The following is an 18,756-nucleotide window of genomic DNA, read 5'->3' on the forward strand; positions in this document are numbered from 1 at the left end:
CGTTCCGAAGGGACTTTCAGCCGGGTTCCCTCTCTCTGGGCGGCGCTTCAACCATTCATGTCTTTGATCGTTGCCTTAGCCTTTATTATATTCAGCGGCGGTCGAATGGTCAAGGTTTTGGCATAACCGGCAATACCCGCACAGCTCCACCCGATTTTCGAAAATTTGCGAAATCGTCTTGATCACCTGCGTTTCCGGCTCGCGTGTGTGGATATAGATTTTCTGCGGAGATACGGTGATCAGCGTGCTGACGATCATGTCTTCGAAGTTCATATCCTTCTCCAGCAGCTCTACCGTCACGACGGTCTCCGGATCGTCCGTGTCGATCTTTTCCATCCGGTCATTCAGCAGCATGAATTCACTGCCGCCTTTATGAATCAAGTGTACGAATGGAATCTTCGCTTCCTGTATATAGACAAAATATTGCAGCAATGAAATGAATTCCTGATACTGCCGGTCCATCACATATTCATCGACCGCATATTCGACGATATCGTGCAGCTCTTGCTTATAAGCCTGCAGACGAAAGCGAATAAATCCGTCCAAATGCAGTTCGGTTTGCTCCTGAATATAATCCGCGATTTCCGAAGCGATCAACGCTTTGCGCCGCAGGAAAGGCGCCCTTTTCTCCGGATCGTTCTCGCTTCTGGAACCCAGCAACTGCTCGCAATAGCTTAGAATTTGGTCCAATTCTTGCTCTTGCTTGTAATGATATTCGTCCCGTATCAGTTTGCGAAGCAGCAGGGGCTCTTCTTCGCCAATAATGTATTCCGCCAGCGCCTGAGCCGTCTCGGCATAAACGCGTTTCCCATCCTTCTTTAACTCAAAAGCCGGGAGCCGCCCTGAGATTTCAATCGCGCTCAACCCTTGCCGCCGTTCCAAGGTCATATGGATTTTGTTTTCGTTATGTAGCAGGTCGCCGGAACGCGTCAATACGCGGCTGAGGAGATCCGCCTGCAGTTCCGTGCGCTTCGATGCAAACACCGTTAACAGCTTCATGCCATCCACTCCTTTCGGGCCGTTGCTTTCCTTTAAAGTATATGGCCCCTGAGTCTCATATATACAAATAACAAGCGTCCGTGGTATAGTAATATATGAGATTTACACAGAATTATGGAGTGAAGCCTTATGGTTTTCGATGTGGTTAATCATGTGAAATTACCGCGTTGGAACCGGAGGATCTTGAACGGTTATTGGGGAATGGCTGTATTGTCCATTGCAGCCACGGTTATCATTGCCTGGTTCGGTCGCTTTACGAATGCTATCGATTTTACAGTCGCTCGTGTCGGTCTGCATGCGCTGTGGACTTGTATCGGGCTTTTAGTCGTTGAAGCGGCATACGGCCTGTCGAAGCAATGGAGCGACTACATCATTATTTTGGGCGGCGCCCTCCTCTCCGCGAACCTGATTTCCGCTTTTCCTTTGGTCAGCCCGACGCTTACGACACTGTTTCTGCCGATATTGACTTCCGTCTTTTATTTCCAAAGGCGCAAAGTCATTTTTGCTTTTTGCGTCAGTTTATTTACATACTATGGCCTGTATGCGCTGCTGCTTCGTCAGACGACGCAGTACGGGTGGCTCGACGCTTTTGCGATGACGTTAATTTTATTGATCGGCGCTTTCGTCGGACTGGAAATTATGAGCCGCGGCACCGATTTGCTCAAAGATTTACGCTCCACTCTTGCCTCCGAACAAGACTTGCTTGTCAAAAATATAATGATGGATAAGCAGGCAAAAACCGATGCGCTTACCGGCTTATACAATCATATGTCGTTCCACGAGTATTTAGAGGTGCTGATCCGCCAAGGCGAACAAAGCGAGCTATCGTTTCAGTTGGCGCTCCTCGACATCGACCACTTCAAGAAAGTAAACGATACCTACGGGCATCGGGCAGGAGACGCCGTCTTAAGCAAGGTCGCCGGCATCTTGCAGCGCTCGGTATCTCCCAATGACTTTCCTGCGCGTTACGGCGGCGAAGAATTCGCCATCCTGTTTACAGAAACCGATGTAACGGATACCATAAGTCAATTGGAGCGAATTCGCCACCACATCGCTGCGGTTCGCCACGAAGAGCTGAACGGCAATCAAGTGACGATCAGCATCGGGCTTTACGAGTTTCGAAGAGGGTGCGCGAAGGAAGAGTTGTTCGGCAAAGCGGATACCGCTCTGTATCGGGCCAAACACAAAGGACGCAATCGCCTGGAGATTTATCAAGATGAGCCGATGACCCTAACATCGTGATGGATGCAGGGGTCTTTTTTTGATTTATATGATACATAATGTATTTTATTTGAGCATTTCTATGATTCATGATACAATTTGTTTCACGGTATAACTTCTCGTCGAAGGAGGTTCGTCATGAAGCAGTCGCAAGGCCGATTTCCGTCTCCCGCGGCACAACAATTGGTACACCTGCATAAAAACTTGTATGTCAACCGCCATGATCCCAAATATCACGAGAAGGTGATCCGCTACCTCGATCCGCATTCACCTGAAGCCCATTACCGGTTAGGGCAGCATTTTGATCAAAAAGGACTGAAATCGAAAGCGCTCTACCACTACAAACAATCGATGAAGGTCTATCCCTCCCCTTATTATTATCAAGCGTCCGGAGCCATTCGCCGTCTGGAACAGAACGCGGCAGCGGGTGCAGCTACAGCTTCGGGAACGATCGCCGGACCAACTCCGGAGCAGCGGGCGGAACGGGCCTTTCCTTTATTCCTCAAGGTTCTCGTTATGACGTTGTTCATGATCAACATCGCATTGCTGTTCATTTTTTTTGCACCGTCCGCGATATCCAAAGCCGTCACCGTGTTATCACCCTTCACCGTTGGAAAATCGGTCACCTATGAGAGCGTCGAGAAGCCGTTTCTCCTGCACTTCCCGCACGGCGAGCCGAACCGTAAAGTCGAGGATGCGCTTCATCAAAAAGCTATAAAGCTTGCTGAAGCCTACCCTAACGCGCATATTGTCATCTATGGAATCGCCTCCTCGGCAGCCGGTGCGGAGCAGAAAGCGGTGCCTCTGACGAATGATGATTGGAAGCGGCAAGCTTTCGTCGTTGCAGAGTACAATCCGGCGATCGATCAAGCGGTGAAAATCCGGTTTGTTCATCCGGAATTGACAGCGATCGGAGCGAATATTGTCCGCACAGCACTGAACGCTTATATATCGGAGCACGGCACCGCACCGCCCCGGCTTGACGATCTGCTGCAAGATTACCCCAACAATTATATGAGCTTCCTTCCCGCGGAAGGTCAATCCGGTTCGGCCTTGGTCCGAACCTTTTTTAATGGATCGGGCGGCTGGGTTTACGACCGTGAAGCGGCGGATGCGGAGCGCATGTTTTACCCGAACACGGAACCAGGAGACGAGCCGATTCCGTATACGCCCGTACAGCTGGTCGTCGAAGCCGCGCAGCATTCGCTGGAGCTGCGAACCGGCGATAGGCCGATCGCACGGTACCGCATCGGTCTCGGTTCGGACAGCACGCCTACGCCGACGGGCTCATTCACGGTTGGCAACCGCGTTATCGAGCCCGAAGGACGTTCCCCCGGCGTATACGGCGCCGCAGCGCTCAGCCTCGGCAGCATTGCCATTCACGGCACCACGGACGTATCTTCGATCGGCCGCAGCGTCTCGCTCGGATGCATCCGCCTGAGCAACGAAGAGATGGCTTCGCTTTATCCGCTGACCCCGCGCGGGGCGCAGGTTGTGATTGTGCCGGCAGAGCCTGGCGGCACAGCAAGCGCGGACGTCGCCGCGGCGGACGCTTGGGCTCCTGCGCCTGCCGTCGCAGCAGACTCTACGGCTCCTACACCAGCGCTTACAGAGGCGCTGCTGCTTGGTGCACGGTCGCAAAGCGGCCCGCTGAAGCCGGTTGAAACCGCAATAGGCATTCTTTTCCATTGGCTGGGCTGAAGGATGAAAAGATCAAAAAGCGGAACTATGATTCGCTGTTAGCTTCCTTATCAGTCTACATGCTGACAAGGAAGCCAATAAGAAATCACAGTTCCGCTATTTCTTTTGCCAGGCGCTTTATACTATACGCCAATAAGGCAGCCAATCGATTTCAGCTATTGTTTAGTTCTGCATAATAAAGTCGTTCTCGACCTTCACGGACGCATCGTCGAATGTGCGCAAAATCTCGTAACGCGTGTTGCGCTGCGCCGGGATTTTGCCAGCCTGACGGATCAGGTCCAGCGTGGAGGAGATGGTCACTTTATGCGTCGTGCCTGCGGCGGAAACGACGTTCTCCTCGATCATCGTCGAACCGAAATCGTTACAGCCGTAATGCAGCGACAGCTTGCCGACCTCCGGCCCCATCGTGACCCAGGACGACTGGAAGTTTTTGATATTATCGAGCATGATGCGGCTGATGGCCACATTCTTCAAATAAGCGTCGGCCCCGAGCTTCTCGGCTTTCAAATTCGTGTTGTCCGGCTGGAACGTCCACGAGATGAACGCAAGGAACCCTTCCGAAGGGTAGCCCGCCGCGATGCAAGCGTCTTGAGCTTCACGAACGCGCAGCAGATGCAGCGCCCGCTCTTCATTCGTCTCGCCAAAGCCGATCACCATCGTAGCCGTCGTATTCATCCCAATGCGATGCGCCGTCTTCATGACTTCCATCCAATCGGTCCAAGACCCCTTTTGACGGCTGATTTTCCGACGGGTCCGGTCGTCCAAAATTTCCGCGCCTCCGCCCGGCAGCGAATCGAGTCCGGCTTCGTGCAGCGCACGGACGACTTCTTCCAGAGATAAGCCTTCGGAAACCTCTTTCATCTTCATGATTTCTGCCGGCGAGAAGGAGTGCATCGTAATGTTCGGGAACCTTGTTTTAATCTCGCGCAGTAAATTTGTATAATAGCTGAACGGCAGATCCGGATTCGTACCGCCCTGCATCAAAATCTCGGTACCGCCTACGTCTATCGTTTCCTGGATTTTCTGGAAAATCGTTTCATCCGGAAGCACATACCCTTCCTTCGAGCCCGGAGCCCGATAAAAGGCGCAAAAACGGCAATAGACATCGCAAATATTCGTATAGTTCACATTGCGTCCGATGACGAAGGTCGTAATCGGCTCCGGATGATGCCGCAGCATGATCTGATTCGCAACGTGTCCCATTTTCTCGATTTGATCTGATTCGTATAACGTGACGCAATCTTCCGCGCTAATCCGATGGCCGGCCAGCGCTTGCTCCAATATCCGATCGACGGAACTCATCGCTCTCATCTCCTTTATGTCTTCCATCGTACCACAAAAAGCTTCCCTACGGCTATATGCCCCGCTCCGTGTTCACAGAAAAGCCGCCAACTCGCAAAGGAGCTGACGGCCCGGTCGTGCAGGCGATATGTACACGCCGCTGCTGATTGATTTTCTCTTGCTTGGGATGTTATCCGTGCAGCGGCACTCCGCTTTCGATTTCTTGCTTCGCGAGGTCGATCGCACGCGACAAGTCCGCGATCAGATCGTCCGCATGCTCGATCCCTACGGAATATCGCAGCAGCTTCTCGTCGACACCGATCCTGCGGCGAATGTCTTCGGGAATATCAGCATGCGTCTGGACGGCCGGGTACGTCATCAGCGATTCGACGCCGCCAAGGCTTTCAGCGAAAGCGATCAGCTTGATATGGCGCAAAATCGGCTCGATATAACGGGCGTCTTTCATTTTGAAAGAAAAAATGCCGGTATTGCCCGAGGATTGCTTGGCTTGAATCTCGTGGCCCGGATGCGAAGGCAGCGCCGGGTAGTACACTGCTTCGACGTCCGGATGAGCTTGCAAATACTCGGCGATCTTCGTCGCGTTGGCTTGGTGACGCTCCATCCGGATCGCGAGCGTTTTCATGCCGCGCATCAGCAGCCAGCTGTCCTGCGCCCCCAGCACGGCGCCCATGGAGTTGTGCAGGAACGCCATTTGCTCGGAAAGCTCCTTGCCTTTCGTGACGATCAGACCGGCGAGCACATCGTTATGACCGCCTAAATATTTGGTGGCGCTATGAATGACGATGTCCGCTCCCAGCTCGATCGGCCGCTGGAAGAACGGAGTCAGCAGCGTATTGTCGACGATGGACAGGATGCCTTTCTTTCTCGCCCATCCACACACTTTCTCGAGGTCTGTGATCATCATCAGCGGGTTTGTCGGCGTTTCGATCAAAATCGCCTTCGTATTCGGCTTCGCATGCGATTCCAAGGCATCCATGTCGTTCGTATCGACGTATGTAGCGCTCACGCCGAATCGGGACATGATCTTCTCCAGCAAACGGTAGGTGCCTCCGTACAGATCGAGCGAGACGATCAAGTGATCGCCTTGTCCGAACAACGCGAAGATCGTTTGCAGAGCGGCCATCCCCGAGCTGCAGGCGAAACCGGCGTCCCCGGATTCCAGCTCGGCAATCGCTTCCTCCAACACTTTACGCGTCGGGCTTTTCGTACGGGCGTAGTCGAAGCCCGTGCTTTGCCCGAGCTTCGGATGGCGGAACGCCGTCGCTTGGTAGATCGGGAAGCTGACCGCTCCCGTTACCGGCTCTTCCTGGGATCCGATTTGCGCCAAGCGGCTTTCAATTCTCAATTCTTTGTTGTCATTGGAACTCATATGACATAATCCCCCTTGTACAAATCGTACGGCGTTTCCTGGTATACGTAGTAGTTTAACCAATTCGAGAACAGCAGGTTCGCATGCGCGCGCCATGTATTACGCGGCTGTTTGGTCGGATCGTCTCCGGGGTAGTAATGCTTCGGGATGGCGATATCCATGCCTTTGTTCACATCGCGGTCGTACTCAAGCTTCAGCGTACAAGCATCATATTCCGAATGACCGGTTACGAAAATGTGCTTGCCGTCTTGCGTTGCCACGATATACACGCCGGCCTCTTCGGACTCCGATAAAATTTCAAGCTGCGGCACCCGTTCGATGTCTTCGCGGCGCACTTCCGTGTGGCGCGATTGCGGCGCCCAAAATTCCTCGTCGAAGCCGCGAAGCAGCTTCACGTTCGGCTTGGAGACCGTGTGCGGGAACACGCCGAATATTTTTTCCGGAAGCCCGTATTTGGGCACGCCGTAATGGTAATACAGTCCGGCTTGGGCGGCCCAACATATATGAAGCGTCGAGGTGACGTGAGTTTTGCTCCATGCCATAATTTCTTTCAATTCATCCCAATAATTCACATCTTCGAATTCCATCGTTTCAACGGGTGCGCCGGTAATGATCATGCCGTCCATCCGTTCGTTCTTCACATCGTCAAACGTTTTATAGAACTGCTCCAAATGTTCGGCCGACGTGTTCTTGGACGTATGCGTCTTCGGATGCAGCAGAACGAATTCGACCTGCAGCGGCGTATTGCCGATCAGCCGGAGCAGCTGGGTTTCGGTCGTTTCTTTGGTAGGCATTAAGTTTAATATGGCGATCCGCAGCGGCCGAATGTCCTGGTGAAAAGCCACCGTTTCATCCATAACGAAGATGTTCTCTTGAATGAGCACTTCTTTGGCCGGCAAATGATCCGGAATTTTGAGAGGCATCGAATTCACTCCTTTTCATCGTTGGATTCCAAGTTTCTCGCACCCCGCGCCGCCGAAGTTTTCCGGACAACAGGAAAAAGCCTTCTTCGCGCGCACGAGAAAGGCCTTTGTATAAGTACATCGTCCTCTCTCATCTCTCAGAAATTATGCGCAACTTAAGCACACAACCTTCCGCAAGATTTAGCACCGTGCATGTCTTCGCCGAAGCAAATTCATGTCGGTTGCCGGGTATCATCGGGCTAGTCCCTCCACCTGCTCTTGATAAGAGTGTGAAACCGAATCTATTCAGTTCGTTTTGGATATTATTAATGTAATCGAAAATGTCCGAAGCGTCAAGCGGTACCTTAGGCGTCAAAACCAAAAAACGCTGCGCCCACACCATGTGAAGGTTCATTACATAAGCTATCCCAGGCGGAGTTTTTCTATAACAAAATGATTGTATTCTCAATTATGTAGGGGTATACTAGACAAGTATTCGACAAACTCATGCCAAAAAAGGGGTGTAGCAACCGAATGGACGGAGACCCGAGGAGTAGATCCCCGCGTTTAACACAATTGAATACTTCGTTTGGAACCCGGCCGTCTGTACCCGTTCGTTATCATAGCTCAACCCCCGTGTGACGCGTTACGTGCGGCGTCATCGTGAGTCATGCTGCTTGAACCGCAGCGGCCGCGTGTTCCTCTCGATCAACACAAAGGGGTGGAACCGATGAAGGCACGCTTAGTTCAGGACGGCGTTTTTACTATTGTAGACGATATTACCCAGACCGTTGTACCGCCTCAGCACGGATTTTATTGGATCGATGCTGAGCCTGAGGATTTGGAATTACTTCAGCCCTTATTCCATTTACATGAATTGGCCGTAGAGGATGTACTGACCGAGGAAGAACAGCGGCCGAAGATCGAGCTGTACGATACGCATTATTTTATCGTGGTTAACAGCATTCGGTTCGATGACGAAGAAATTTTCCTGCGCGCCCTTAACATCTTCTTGAGTAAACATTATATTATTACAATTACTCGGCAAAAAATTAATGAAATCCGCGCCTTAAAGCCCGTATTGTGGGAAGAGGAAGTCACGGCGCCGGACCAATTCTTATACCATCTAATCGACTTGATCGTTGATAATTATACGAATGTCGGGGACCGGATCGAAGCGAAGATCGAGAAGCTGGAAGAAGACATTCTGATGCATACGAAGAAATCGCATTTGAACGAAATTATCGGGCTGCGTAGCGAAATTTTGTGGTTGAAGAAGGTGCTCGTTCCGCAAAAGGAAGTTTTGAACACCCTCAATAAAAAAGACTTGAAGCTGATCAGCGAGCCGCTGCGCAAATATTTCGGCGACATCTACGAGAACGCCGTCAAAATTTCGGAGACGTTCGATACGTTCCGGGAATTGATGGGAAACTTGCGAGAGGCTTATCAATCGAGCATCGCCAGCAGGGCCAATGAGATCATGCGCGTGTTTACGGCGATAACGACGATCTTCATGCCGCTGACGTTTATCACCGGCATTTATGGAATGAATTTTGAGAAACTGCCGGGACTGCATTCCGAAATGGGCGGTTTCATTACCATTCTATTGATGGTCGTTGTCGGATTATCCATGTTCTTCCTTTTCCGCAAAAAAGACTGGCTCTAAGAGAGCCCAGTCTTTTTTGTTTTCCAACCGGGTTCTCGTTGTGTTTCAACTCCCCCCCGATAATGTTTTAACTTGCCTCCCCTTGCTTGGGCCTTTCCGTGCGCCGGAATTTCAGCCTAAGCAGGCGAAGCCACTCGTAGATGCGCTCCGCCTCTTTAGCCGAGAGGCTGTCCTGCGCATAAACCTTCTGCAGAATGGGCTTCAAATAACGATCGCCCTGCTGCTCGAACGCCTGCCAAGCGAGCTCCCGTTCCACAGCCGGAACCTGCTCCAGCACCTGCTCAATATACGGCGCCAGATCGTATCCGTCCCGATCCAGCTCCTCGATCCAACCTAGCAGCTCCTTACGCTGCACACGAATTTTCTCCTGCAGCTCATCCAGCATTTCGCCGCGCGAAATGGCTTCAAGCAGCACCCGCTTGTTCTCCAGCTTATCCGCTTCCGCTTTGCGCCGCCGCTCCTTCTCTTGGAGCAGCCATGTGTTGAACTCGGCCGGATTCACATGCTCCTGAACCCAGGCCAGGGGGAACGAAGTTACGCGTTCTTGCTGGATCGTAATAGCCAGAATATCTTTTCCATACCGCTCCGCCTTCGCTTTGCCCATTCCCGGCAGTTGGCGCAGCTCATCCTCCGTATGCGGCAAGAAAGCGGCGATCATCTTAAGCAAACGGTTCGTCGCTATGATGAAAGGCGCCTTGCCGTCACTTGCCGCTTGTTTGAACCGCCATTGACGCAGCGCTTCGTACAGCGGCTCTTCTGCATGCTGTTCACTGTAATAATGCAAAAGTTGGGTGTAAGCCGTTCGATCGTCCATATCCGCAAGCTCGCTTATCCGTATGTCGAGCAGCGGTTTAAAACCTTCGCACTGTTTAGCGAAAACCCGCTCCCGGAAGACGGCCAGCATTTCCTCCCAGTGCAGCCCTTCATACCACGACTCCTGCGTCTTACGCCCGTCCTCCTGCACCTCCGTCCACATGATATGCCAGATCCCTTGCTGCTCGCCGATCGTGACCTGTGCCGTCCGTACGTTTCCTTCTTTGCCTGCCTTCTCCAAACTGTTCAGGAATATCAGATTCATCTTCTGCACCCTCCGTCGATTTTTTTTACTCAAACGCAAAAAAAGCACCCTCTTCCCGATGGGAATGAGAGGTGCTTCCTCAATTTTGAACGTTTGAAATTACTTCTATATTATCATAACATTCCCTAATTGACAAGCTTGACACGTTAGCTGCCGGATAAGCTCGACCTGGAACGGACACAATGGTGGTGAAGGTTTTATTTCTTACATAATGGCCTGTAAAGGAGATCATCGCCATGAACGATAACGACGTAACCCGAAACGAAAGCCAGAAAGGTTTTATCGACGAAGCGCCGCACCGCAAATACACCGATCTGAAAACAGTCGAGTCGCAGCGGAACGACTTGACGGCGGAGGAATTTCCGGAGGGTCCTTACGGCAGCAGTCTCCTGCAAGAATCCTTAGGCAAGAGTTCGCCGTGGCGGGCAGACCAGCGTCCGCAAAACCGGTTTACGTACGAAAACCGCGAGCTTCATGCCGGTGTCTCACGCGGATATCCGGGCGCTCATCCTACCCATGATTCGACCGGGGACGATCAAGTCGAAGAATAGCGAACCCGGGCCCGATTTACAAAAAAAACGTTCCGCCGGGGCCGTCAACGACCCCGAGCGAAACGTTCATGTCTTGTTGTACAGCAGCTTACACTTTCATGACGCCGCCGGTGCTGGCCGAAGTCACGAGCTTGGAGTAACGCGCCAGGTAACCGGTTTTTACTTTTGGCTCGAAGCCTTTCCAGTTCGCACGGCGCCGCTCCATCTCTTCATCGCTGATTTGCAGCTCGATGGTACGGTTGATCAAATCGAGCTCAATGATGTCTCCATCCTCGACGAACGCGATCGGACCGCCCTCCGCCGCTTCCGGCGAGATGTGCCCGATGCTGATTCCGCGGGATGCGCCCGAGAATCGGCCGTCGGTAATCAGACCGACTTTCGCGCCGAGACCCATCCCCACGATTTGCGATGTCGGAGCGAGCATTTCCGGCATGCCCGGCCCGCCCTTCGGTCCTTCGTAACGAATGACGACGACGTGGCCCTCTTTCACTTTGCCGTTCGCAATGCCTTCGAGCGCCGCTTCCTGGGAGTCGAAGCAAATCGCAGGTCCTTTGTGATAACCGCCGACGGACTTATCGACTGCACCGACTTTAATGATGGAGCCGTTAGGCGCCAGGTTCCCGAACAATACGGCCAAACCGCCTTGCTCGGAGTGCGGATTGTCGAGCGGACGAATCACGTCCTTGTTCAAAATTTCATGACCCGCCACATTCTCCGCCAGCGTCTTACCCGTGACCGTGATTCGCGACCCGTCGATAGCGCCCGGCTTTTTCAACAGTTCGTTCAGAATCGCGCTTACGCCGCCCGCATTGTGCACGTCTTCGATGTGGTAATCGGAAGCCGGTGCGATTTTCGCAAGATGCGGTACGCGCTTCGCCACTTCGTTGATGCGTTCGATCGGATATTCGATGCCCGCTTCGTGCGCCAAAGCAAGCGTATGCAGCACCGTATTGGTCGAACCGCCCATCGCCATATCGAGCGCGAACGCATTGTCGATCGCTTCGATGGTTACGATGTCGCGAGGCTTGATGTCCTTTTGGATCAGTTCCATCAATTGCTTCGCGGAACGTTTCACGAACTCTTTACGCTCCGGAGCAACCGCGAGAATCGTACCGTTGCCCGGAAGCGCCAGCCCCAGACCTTCGGCCAGGCAGTTCATCGAGTTGGCCGTGAACATACCGGAACAGGATCCGCATGTCGGACAGCCGTATTGCTCCAGCTCCTGAAGGCCTTTCTCGTCGATCTTGCCGGCTTGGTAAGCGCCTACGCCTTCAAAGACGGAAGACAGCGAGATGGAACGGCCGTCGCTTGTTTTGCCCGCTTTCATCGGTCCGCCGCTGACGAACACCGTCGGGATGTTGACGCGCAGCGCGCCCATCATCATGCCAGGCGTAATTTTGTCGCAGTTCGGAATACAAACCATCCCGTCGAACCAGTGGGCCGATACGACAGTCTCCAACGAATCGGCGATAATTTCGCGGCTTGGCAGCGAGTAACGCATCCCGATATGACCCATGGCAATGCCGTCGTCGACGCCGATTGTATTGAACTCGAACGGTACGCCGCCGGCTTCGCGAATCGCCTCTTTGACAATTTTCCCGAATTCCTGCAGGTGGACGTGACCCGGTACGATATCGATGTAAGAGTTGCACACCGCGATGAACGGCTTGTCGAAATCTTCCTCTTTAACGCCGGCGGCGCGCAGCAAACTGCGGTGCGGAGCACGGTCGAAGCCCTTTTTAATCATGTCGCTTCTCATTTTAGCTTTGGACATCTTAGTTGAAAGCCTCCGTTTCTATCGAATAAATCGTCTATTATAATTTAAGATATGCACTTCTTTCGATTGTACCATGTTTCGAGATAAATGAAAATGAAGAGGTTGGCCGAAATTCCGCAGGATGGCGCCAAATTCGACTATTTTTGCCGCTGAACGGGGAAATCTGGTATAATGCCTTGAGACGCACGCCAAATGAGGAAGCGGAGGATGTTCGAGTGATGGAATTCGATTATTTATACGACGGGACGGAAGAGACGAAAACGAGATTTGTCTGCTTTGTGGGAGAGTCCTTGCGCCGATTCGACCTTGCAATTACAAGCACCAACCGGTTTTACGGCAAGAAGCTGGTTACGGATTTGCAAATCGGCCGTACGGCGGTCATCGGTCCCGACGACCTGGAAGAAGAAGGATACCTTGAGCACGTGTTTAAAATCAACGAGGAAGAAGCCGCTGAACTGACCGAGTTTCTGTCCGCCATCGTAGGGCCTATTAACTTCACCGATATTTAATCGCCAAGAAGCCGGACCGGCCTGCATCTGCAGAACCGATTCGGCTTCTTTGTTTGATGGCCGGAAAGCTTGGCTTCTCGCTTCATCAAGCGCCCCCGCTTTACTCCCAGGCAAATTGCGTCGTCAGCACGTCCGCAAACTTCTTGCTTTGCTCTCTGCGCTGCTTACGCATCTCCGCACGTTGAACCGCGGTTTCATTCAGCCGGATTTCCTCCGCTGTTTGCGGGATCACCTTCGGAACGGCTACCGGCCGGTTATTTTCATCCAGTGCGACGAAAGTCAGGAACGAGGTAGCGGCGATATCGCGCTCTCCCGTGCGCAAATCTTCCTTAATTACCTTCACGAACACTTCTATCGAACTGGTGCCTGTGTAAGTGACGAACGACTCGAAACAGACCGAATCGGTCGGACGGATCGGGGTCAGAAAATCGACCGAGTCGGTGGACGCCGTCACCACGCTGCGCCGGCAATGCTTGTATGCGGCAATCGAGGCGATATCGTCGATATAAGCCATCAGCTTGCCGCCGAATAAGGTGTTATGATTGTTGACGTCTGTAGGGAATACCCGGTTCGTCTTGTAACAGCGCGTTTCTTTCACATATCTTTGTTCCATCGCAGAAGCTCCCCTTTGCAGGCTATAACCTGTTTTTCGTTTTATTATACCTGTAAGGGATAGATTTACCAATGAGGCGGAGCACGCCGCTTCCCAACGTTCGTGAAACGCTTCTGAAAGCAAGGCGGCGCTTAGGGGCCATAAGCTTAGTAAACATTTTCTGAAGGATGGGAACAACCGAGCTTCCGATACCGGTTTCGCCAATAAATATTCGCTCAAAATTCCGCAAATGATCTTCTTTTAACTGCGATTATTAGCCCATCATTGACGAAGCTTTTCTTGCTGTATACAATAAGTTTAACGAAAATTTTCGTCAACCTGCCGCGATTCGTCTTTCGTGCGGAGGAAGCTGTTGGGAGGAACCTTCATCGTGAAGAAGCTAACGATCAAAACGATTGCGGAGCTGGCCGGCGTTTCCGTATCGACCGTTTCAAAAATTATGAACAACTATAACGACGTCAGCGATGAAACGAAGAAAAAAGTGCTGGAGATTATGGAAGCGAACGGTTATACGCCATCCTTCAGCGCGCGAAGTTTAAGCAAAAGCAAATCGAATCTGGTGGGCGTTATATTCGCCGGCGAAATGAACCTCGAGATGAACCATCCATTTTTCCTCCACGTCCTCAGCACCTTTAAGAAGCGCATCGGGTTGTTCGGTTACGATCTGCTGTTCTTCTCCAACGAGAAGCTGCTTCATACCCGCGAAGATTACTTATCCCGATGTCGATATTTCAACATTGACGGCTGCGTAATTTTCGCCGGCGACGATATCGAGCCCTTCGTGCACGAGCTGGACCGCAGCGACATTCCCTGTATCGGCGTCGACCTGTCGCTTTCCGGCCAAAACTCGGGTTACATCATGACCGACAATACCAAGGTGTCGCGTAAAGTCGTCGAGCACTTTTATTTGAACGGCTACCGTGACATCGGCTTCATCGGCTCCTCGGTCAAATCGGAAATTTCCCACATTCGAGAAGAATCGTTCAAACAGGCGTTAACCAGCTTCGGCCTTTCGATCAATCCGAATTGGATCGTCAACGGAGTCGACTTCCACGAGAAAAGCGGCTACCAGCTGATGCAGCAGCTGCTTGAACAGGAGAAGCTGCCAACGGCCGTATTTGCCGCTTCGGATCTGCTCGCAATCGGCGCGATTCGCGCAATCCAGGAACGCGGCCTTGATGTGCCGGGCGACATCGCCATTATCGGCTGCGACGATATCGACGCCTGTAAATATACGACACCACCGCTCACCACCGTCCGCCAGGACCACGAAAAAATCGGCCTGCTCTCCGCCTTGATGCTGTTCGATCTGATGAACAATCAAATGGAGTCGACTTCGGTGCTCGTCGAGCCGGAAATGATCATCCGCTCATCCTGTAGGGCAAACTAAGCGGCGTCTTCTTTTCTCCAGGTAATTTCTTCCTGTACATCAATCTTCAAGGAGCTTTGATCGGGCGGCTTTGCCCATCCCCTTCTTCACTACGGTTCTTTCCTGTACGGATCCAACTAAAGTCGTGTCTAAACGACAGCTGTTGCGGTATAATGGAGCCAGACTGTCAGACACCGGAGGGAGTTCTCATCTTGTCTCAAAGAGTAAGGCTGTTATCGATTTGCATTGCGGTTTGCTTAATTATAGCAGCCAATTCCGTCATTTTTTTCGTTCTCACCCGGAACTCGCTGGAATCGAACCATAATCGGGAAATCGAATCGATCGCGCATCAAATCCAATCTTCCGTCGAACAATCGCGCATCGGCTCCAAATTATATGAAGACATGATCGGCGAAAAATTGCGTCTGGCGTCCATCGCCGCCCAACAAGCGCTGCCGGCCGATGTCGAGGAAGTGACGACCGACCAGCTCGTCGCGCTGCGGGACCGGCTGCAGCTGCAAGGATTGACGCTGCTCAAACGGACGCCCGACAACATCGTGCTGTATAAATCGTCCAATGCGGACGAGGTAGGCCTCAGCACGAAAGGCTGGGGCAACTGGTACAAAGCTTTTCAGGAATTGTTCGACAATCGGGACGTTACCATGGACTGGGGACAAAAGCTGCCCAATTATTGGTCGGGTCCTTATGAGATCGCGAGCGCCGACATCAAACGAATATCTAAATGGGGGTATTATTACGACGGCACGACCAATTACATGCTGGATCCTTATGTCGACGACACGGCATGGCGAAGATATCAAGAACTCACGGGGACGCAGGCTATTATCGAACGAACGCTCCAAACGTATCCGTTCCTGCTTGAGGTGACGGGCATCAACCCGGCCACGTTCGGGCACGAGAAGACGTTCATTACCGAAAAAGGGGAAACCCTCGATCCATTAGTTCACCGTCCGGTCTTCTTCGGAAGCTACGAGATCAAACATACCGAAAAAGACGCGCGCTTCATCCAAACCGCGATCCAAACGGGTGCGACCGTATCCTACCAAACAACCTATAACGGAAAACATATTCAAAAAACGTTTATTCCGGTCCAAAGCCAGCTGCTGGACGAAGCGACGCCGATTCCGGATCCGGACCTCTTGTACAAGCAATATGCGAAAAAAAGCGCCGAAGTGACCAAAAACCAATATTACGTCTTGAATCTCGTATCGGACATGGACAAGCTGGACGCCCAGCTCAGCAGCCAGTTTAAGACGCTGATGATCATTTTCGCAGGTTTGACGCTGCTCAGCATCGCCATTTTATTCGTGATCATTCGCTTGGTTAGCAACTCCAGGGACAAAGCGGTCAAGGAAACGTCGGAAACGTACGCCGAAGAAGTCAACCGGATGTTCTTGAACATACGGGGCCAGCGGCACGATTTCCTGAATCATGTCAATGTCATTCATTCGTTCGTCGAATTGGAGAAATACGAAGAGCTTCACCAATACACGAAAACGTTAGTGGAAGATATCGGGGGGTTGAACGACCTTATCCGGATCGGGCAGCCGGAGATCGCAGCCATCATACAAGCCAAGATGGTCACTGCGATGAACAAAAAAATTCAACTGATCCATAACATTACGAGCATGGAGCGTATCATGACCGGGGCGAAATCGATGGACCTCGTTCGGATCATCGGGAACTTGATCGACAACGCTTACGACGAAGTGATGGAGCTCGATGCGGAGCTTCGGCATGTAGAGTGCAGAGGATGGCTGGATGGCAAGCACTTCCACTTTACCGTGATCAACCCGATGAGAAACGCATTAACCGAAGAAGAGCAAGCGTCCCTCTTCAGAGCCGGCTTCACGACCAAAACGGGTCAGAATCACGCCGGATTAGGGCTCGCCATCACGCAAAATTTAATCCACAAGCACCGGGGTACGATCAGCGTCGATGCCCGGGACAAGCAAATCGAATTTCATGTTTCGATTCCAATCGGGTGAGGGATGAACAATGTCTAGAGTCTTAACGGTCGCGATCGCCGAGGATCAGGAGCTGGACCGGAAGAAGCTGGAGATGTACGCCGGACGATTAGGCTTGAAGGTCGTAAGCTCGACGGCGTCGGGCACCTGGTTTCTTGACGATTGCTTAAAATACAAGCCGGATCTCGTGTTTCTGGACATCGGGCTTCATATGATGGACGGTATCACCGCTTACAAAAGGCTGCTCGAACAAGGACTGGCCCCTTACCTGATCATGGTATCCGGGACGCAGGATTACAGCTTGGTCATAGCCGGATACGAGCTGGATTGCATCAGTTTTGTCACGAAGCCGGTCACATTCGAGCATTTATCGGCGGCAGTGGAGAAGGCAAGAACCGCTTTTGAAAAAGCTCTTACTTATATGCCTGCTCCGAATTCCCGCATTCTTGAGGTTAAAGCGAGCTACAAGACCGTCTTTATCAATGAACATAAACTCATTTACGCACAAAAATCGAAGGGCGAACGGAAAGCGTTCCTTTACATCGAGGGAGGGGAAGTCGTCGAAACGACTACGCCGCTTACCGAGATTTTAAGCCAGTGCTCGAAGCAAATTTTTTGTCCGAACCCTTCGAACCTGGTTAATCTGAATTTCGTGAAATCGATCCATGCGAGCGATCTGTTTTTCGGCACCTATAAGATCAAGCTGTTCCCGGACGACATCGAGATCGATCTGTCGCGGCGTAAACGGAAAGAATTTGAACGGTTGTATCGTCATGAATAGATTTGAAACGTCCCCTGCGTCTTGGTTGACGGCAGGGGCTTTTATATTGCAGCGCTCTTCTTCAAGAAGATTGGCTTGAAACAATTCGATATTTTTCGACATTTTTTTTACCGATGAACATAAAAATACAACCACTTGACGTCATCTTGATTCGTAAATCCTAAAGAATATTTTATAATTACAGCAATACTTTTCATCAGCGGCTAATAAGGGAGACTGAACAATATGACCGACAAGCTGGTATTAATCGTAGATGATGAAAACGAAGTCGCCGAATTAGTGGAAAAATATTTGAAACGTGACGGATACCGCGTCGTTAAGGCAGCAAGCGGTGTGGAAGCGATCCAGAAGGTTGAGCAGCATCGTCCGGACCTTGTGCTGCTCGATATGGCGATGCCGGGAATGGATGGGTTAGAGGTTATGCGCCAATTACGAAACCAGGCCCGTTATCAAGCTCCGATTCTTCTGATGAGCTATAACGGCGATGACAGCGCTGTTATTCGCGGCCTCAGCTCAGGCGCCGACGATTACATCACGAAGCCGTTCAGCCCGGAACAGCTGGTCGCCCGCGTGAAGGCTCATCTGCGCCGCAGCGACATCCTCGGACGAATCAAGGAAGCACCGGAAACGATGACCCTCGGAAGGCTCAAGATCGATTTCTTGCACCGGACCGTATGGGTCGACGGAAGCCCCGTGCCTTTGTCAACGAAAGAGTACGATATCCTGTATCATATGATCCGGATGCGCGGGCGTGCGCTGTCCCTGGAGGAGCTGTACAGGCTGACTTGGGGCTTCGACAGCAACGGAGATACGCGTACGCTGCTCGTGCATATCAGCAATATCCGAAAGAAGCTGGAGCCCGATCCGGATAACCCCCGTTTCATCGTCACGGTTCGCGGCTTCGGTTACAAGATAAGCGGGTTTGACATT

The 18,756-nt window shown here is 51.9% G+C and carries 16 protein-coding genes and 1 riboswitch; of the genes, 9 read left to right on the top strand and 7 right to left on the bottom strand.

Going from position 1 to position 18,756, the window contains the following annotated elements:
• Positions 1 to 75: 75 nt before the first annotated feature.
• Positions 76 to 999 (bottom strand): putative sporulation protein YtxC, encoded by a 924-nt coding sequence (gene ytxC, locus FKP33_RS12270; protein ID WP_127608216.1) that lies wholly within the window; start codon positions 997 to 999, stop codon positions 76 to 78.
• Between the two features lie 129 nt (positions 1,000 to 1,128).
• Between ytxC and FKP33_RS12275 the strand changes: the two genes are divergently transcribed.
• Together FKP33_RS12275 and FKP33_RS12280 are read left to right on the top strand one after the other, a co-directional pair.
• Positions 1,129 to 2,241 carry a GGDEF domain-containing protein gene (locus tag FKP33_RS12275; protein ID WP_141335223.1) on the top strand — a complete coding sequence of 371 codons (1,113 nt, stop codon included), beginning with the start codon at positions 1,129 to 1,131 and terminating at the stop codon, positions 2,239 to 2,241.
• A gap of 117 nt (positions 2,242 to 2,358) precedes the next feature.
• The gene (locus tag FKP33_RS12280) at positions 2,359 to 3,921 is read left to right on the top strand and encodes a L,D-transpeptidase (RefSeq protein WP_141335224.1); all 1,563 of its coding nucleotides are present in this window, start codon (positions 2,359 to 2,361) and stop codon (positions 3,919 to 3,921) included.
• A 162-nt stretch (positions 3,922 to 4,083) separates the two neighbouring features.
• Here the strand turns inward: FKP33_RS12280 and mqnC are convergent, their stop codons facing one another.
• The 3 genes from mqnC to metA all read right to left on the bottom strand — a co-directional run bounded on the left by mqnC (position 4,084) and on the right by metA (position 7,515).
• Positions 4,084 to 5,223, bottom strand: coding sequence for a cyclic dehypoxanthinyl futalosine synthase (mqnC, locus tag FKP33_RS12285; protein WP_127608219.1), 1,140 nt, complete (start codon positions 5,221 to 5,223; stop codon positions 4,084 to 4,086).
• Between the two features lie 169 nt (positions 5,224 to 5,392).
• Complete coding sequence (locus FKP33_RS12290) at positions 5,393 to 6,592, bottom strand: aminotransferase class I/II-fold pyridoxal phosphate-dependent enzyme (RefSeq protein WP_127608220.1); 1,200 nt, start codon at positions 6,590 to 6,592, stop codon at positions 5,393 to 5,395.
• On the bottom strand, positions 6,589 to 7,515 hold the full coding sequence (metA, locus tag FKP33_RS12295) for a homoserine O-acetyltransferase MetA (RefSeq protein ID WP_054797969.1): 927 nt from the start codon (positions 7,513 to 7,515) through the stop codon (positions 6,589 to 6,591). Before metA ends, FKP33_RS12290 begins: the two co-directional genes overlap by 4 nt.
• 127 nt (positions 7,516 to 7,642) lie before the next feature.
• Positions 7,643 to 7,783, bottom strand: a riboswitch (SAM riboswitch).
• 441 nt (positions 7,784 to 8,224) lie between these two features.
• On the opposite strand from metA, the gene corA reads away from it, so the two are divergent.
• On the top strand, positions 8,225 to 9,160 hold the full coding sequence (gene corA / locus FKP33_RS12300; protein ID WP_127608221.1) for a magnesium/cobalt transporter CorA: 936 nt from the start codon (positions 8,225 to 8,227) through the stop codon (positions 9,158 to 9,160).
• Positions 9,161 to 9,227: 67 nt separating this feature from the next.
• Here the strand turns inward: corA and FKP33_RS12305 are convergent, their stop codons facing one another.
• Positions 9,228 to 10,238, bottom strand: coding sequence for an HRDC domain-containing protein (locus FKP33_RS12305; protein WP_141335226.1), 1,011 nt, complete (start codon positions 10,236 to 10,238; stop codon positions 9,228 to 9,230).
• Positions 10,239 to 10,474: 236 nt separating this feature from the next.
• Here FKP33_RS12305 and FKP33_RS12310 point away from each other — a divergent pair, with 236 nt between their 5' ends.
• The gene (locus FKP33_RS12310) at positions 10,475 to 10,789 is read left to right on the top strand and encodes a hypothetical protein (protein WP_244932964.1); all 315 of its coding nucleotides are present in this window, start codon (positions 10,475 to 10,477) and stop codon (positions 10,787 to 10,789) included.
• An 88-nt stretch (positions 10,790 to 10,877) separates the two neighbouring features.
• On the opposite strand, the gene ilvD is transcribed toward FKP33_RS12310, so the two are convergent.
• Positions 10,878 to 12,563: a dihydroxy-acid dehydratase gene (ilvD, locus tag FKP33_RS12315; protein ID WP_127608223.1), complete on the bottom strand. Its 1,686-nt coding sequence runs from the start codon at positions 12,561 to 12,563 to the stop codon at positions 10,878 to 10,880.
• A gap of 218 nt (positions 12,564 to 12,781) precedes the next feature.
• On the opposite strand from ilvD, the gene FKP33_RS12320 reads away from it, so the two are divergent.
• The gene (locus tag FKP33_RS12320; RefSeq protein WP_127608224.1) at positions 12,782 to 13,075 is read left to right on the top strand and encodes a DUF3055 domain-containing protein; all 294 of its coding nucleotides are present in this window, start codon (positions 12,782 to 12,784) and stop codon (positions 13,073 to 13,075) included.
• Positions 13,076 to 13,175: 100 nt separating this feature from the next.
• Here FKP33_RS12320 and FKP33_RS12325 read toward each other — a convergent pair whose 3' ends face one another.
• Positions 13,176 to 13,688, bottom strand: a complete 513-nt coding sequence (locus FKP33_RS12325) for an acyl-CoA thioesterase (RefSeq protein ID WP_054800215.1) — start codon at positions 13,686 to 13,688, stop codon at positions 13,176 to 13,178.
• A gap of 370 nt (positions 13,689 to 14,058) precedes the next feature.
• Here FKP33_RS12325 and FKP33_RS12330 point away from each other — a divergent pair, with 370 nt between their 5' ends.
• The 4 genes from FKP33_RS12330 to FKP33_RS12345 form a co-directional block, all read left to right on the top strand.
• A complete protein-coding gene (locus FKP33_RS12330; RefSeq protein WP_258313437.1) occupies positions 14,059 to 15,078 on the top strand; it encodes a LacI family DNA-binding transcriptional regulator in 1,020 nt (339 codons plus the stop codon).
• Positions 15,079 to 15,269: 191 nt separating this feature from the next.
• Positions 15,270 to 17,066: a sensor histidine kinase gene (locus FKP33_RS12335; protein ID WP_164751843.1), complete on the top strand. Its 1,797-nt coding sequence runs from the start codon at positions 15,270 to 15,272 to the stop codon at positions 17,064 to 17,066.
• A gap of 10 nt (positions 17,067 to 17,076) precedes the next feature.
• Complete coding sequence (locus tag FKP33_RS12340; protein WP_127608226.1) at positions 17,077 to 17,826, top strand: LytR/AlgR family response regulator transcription factor; 750 nt, start codon at positions 17,077 to 17,079, stop codon at positions 17,824 to 17,826.
• A 225-nt stretch (positions 17,827 to 18,051) separates the two neighbouring features.
• The coding region (locus FKP33_RS12345) for a response regulator transcription factor (protein WP_141335228.1) at positions 18,052 to 18,756 on the top strand (705 nt) is incomplete at its 3' end.

Origin of the sequence: Paenibacillus sp. tmac-D7 (genome assembly GCF_006519665.1) — a bacterium.
Lineage (GTDB): Bacteria > Bacillota > Bacilli > Paenibacillales > NBRC-103111 > Paenibacillus_G > Paenibacillus_G validus.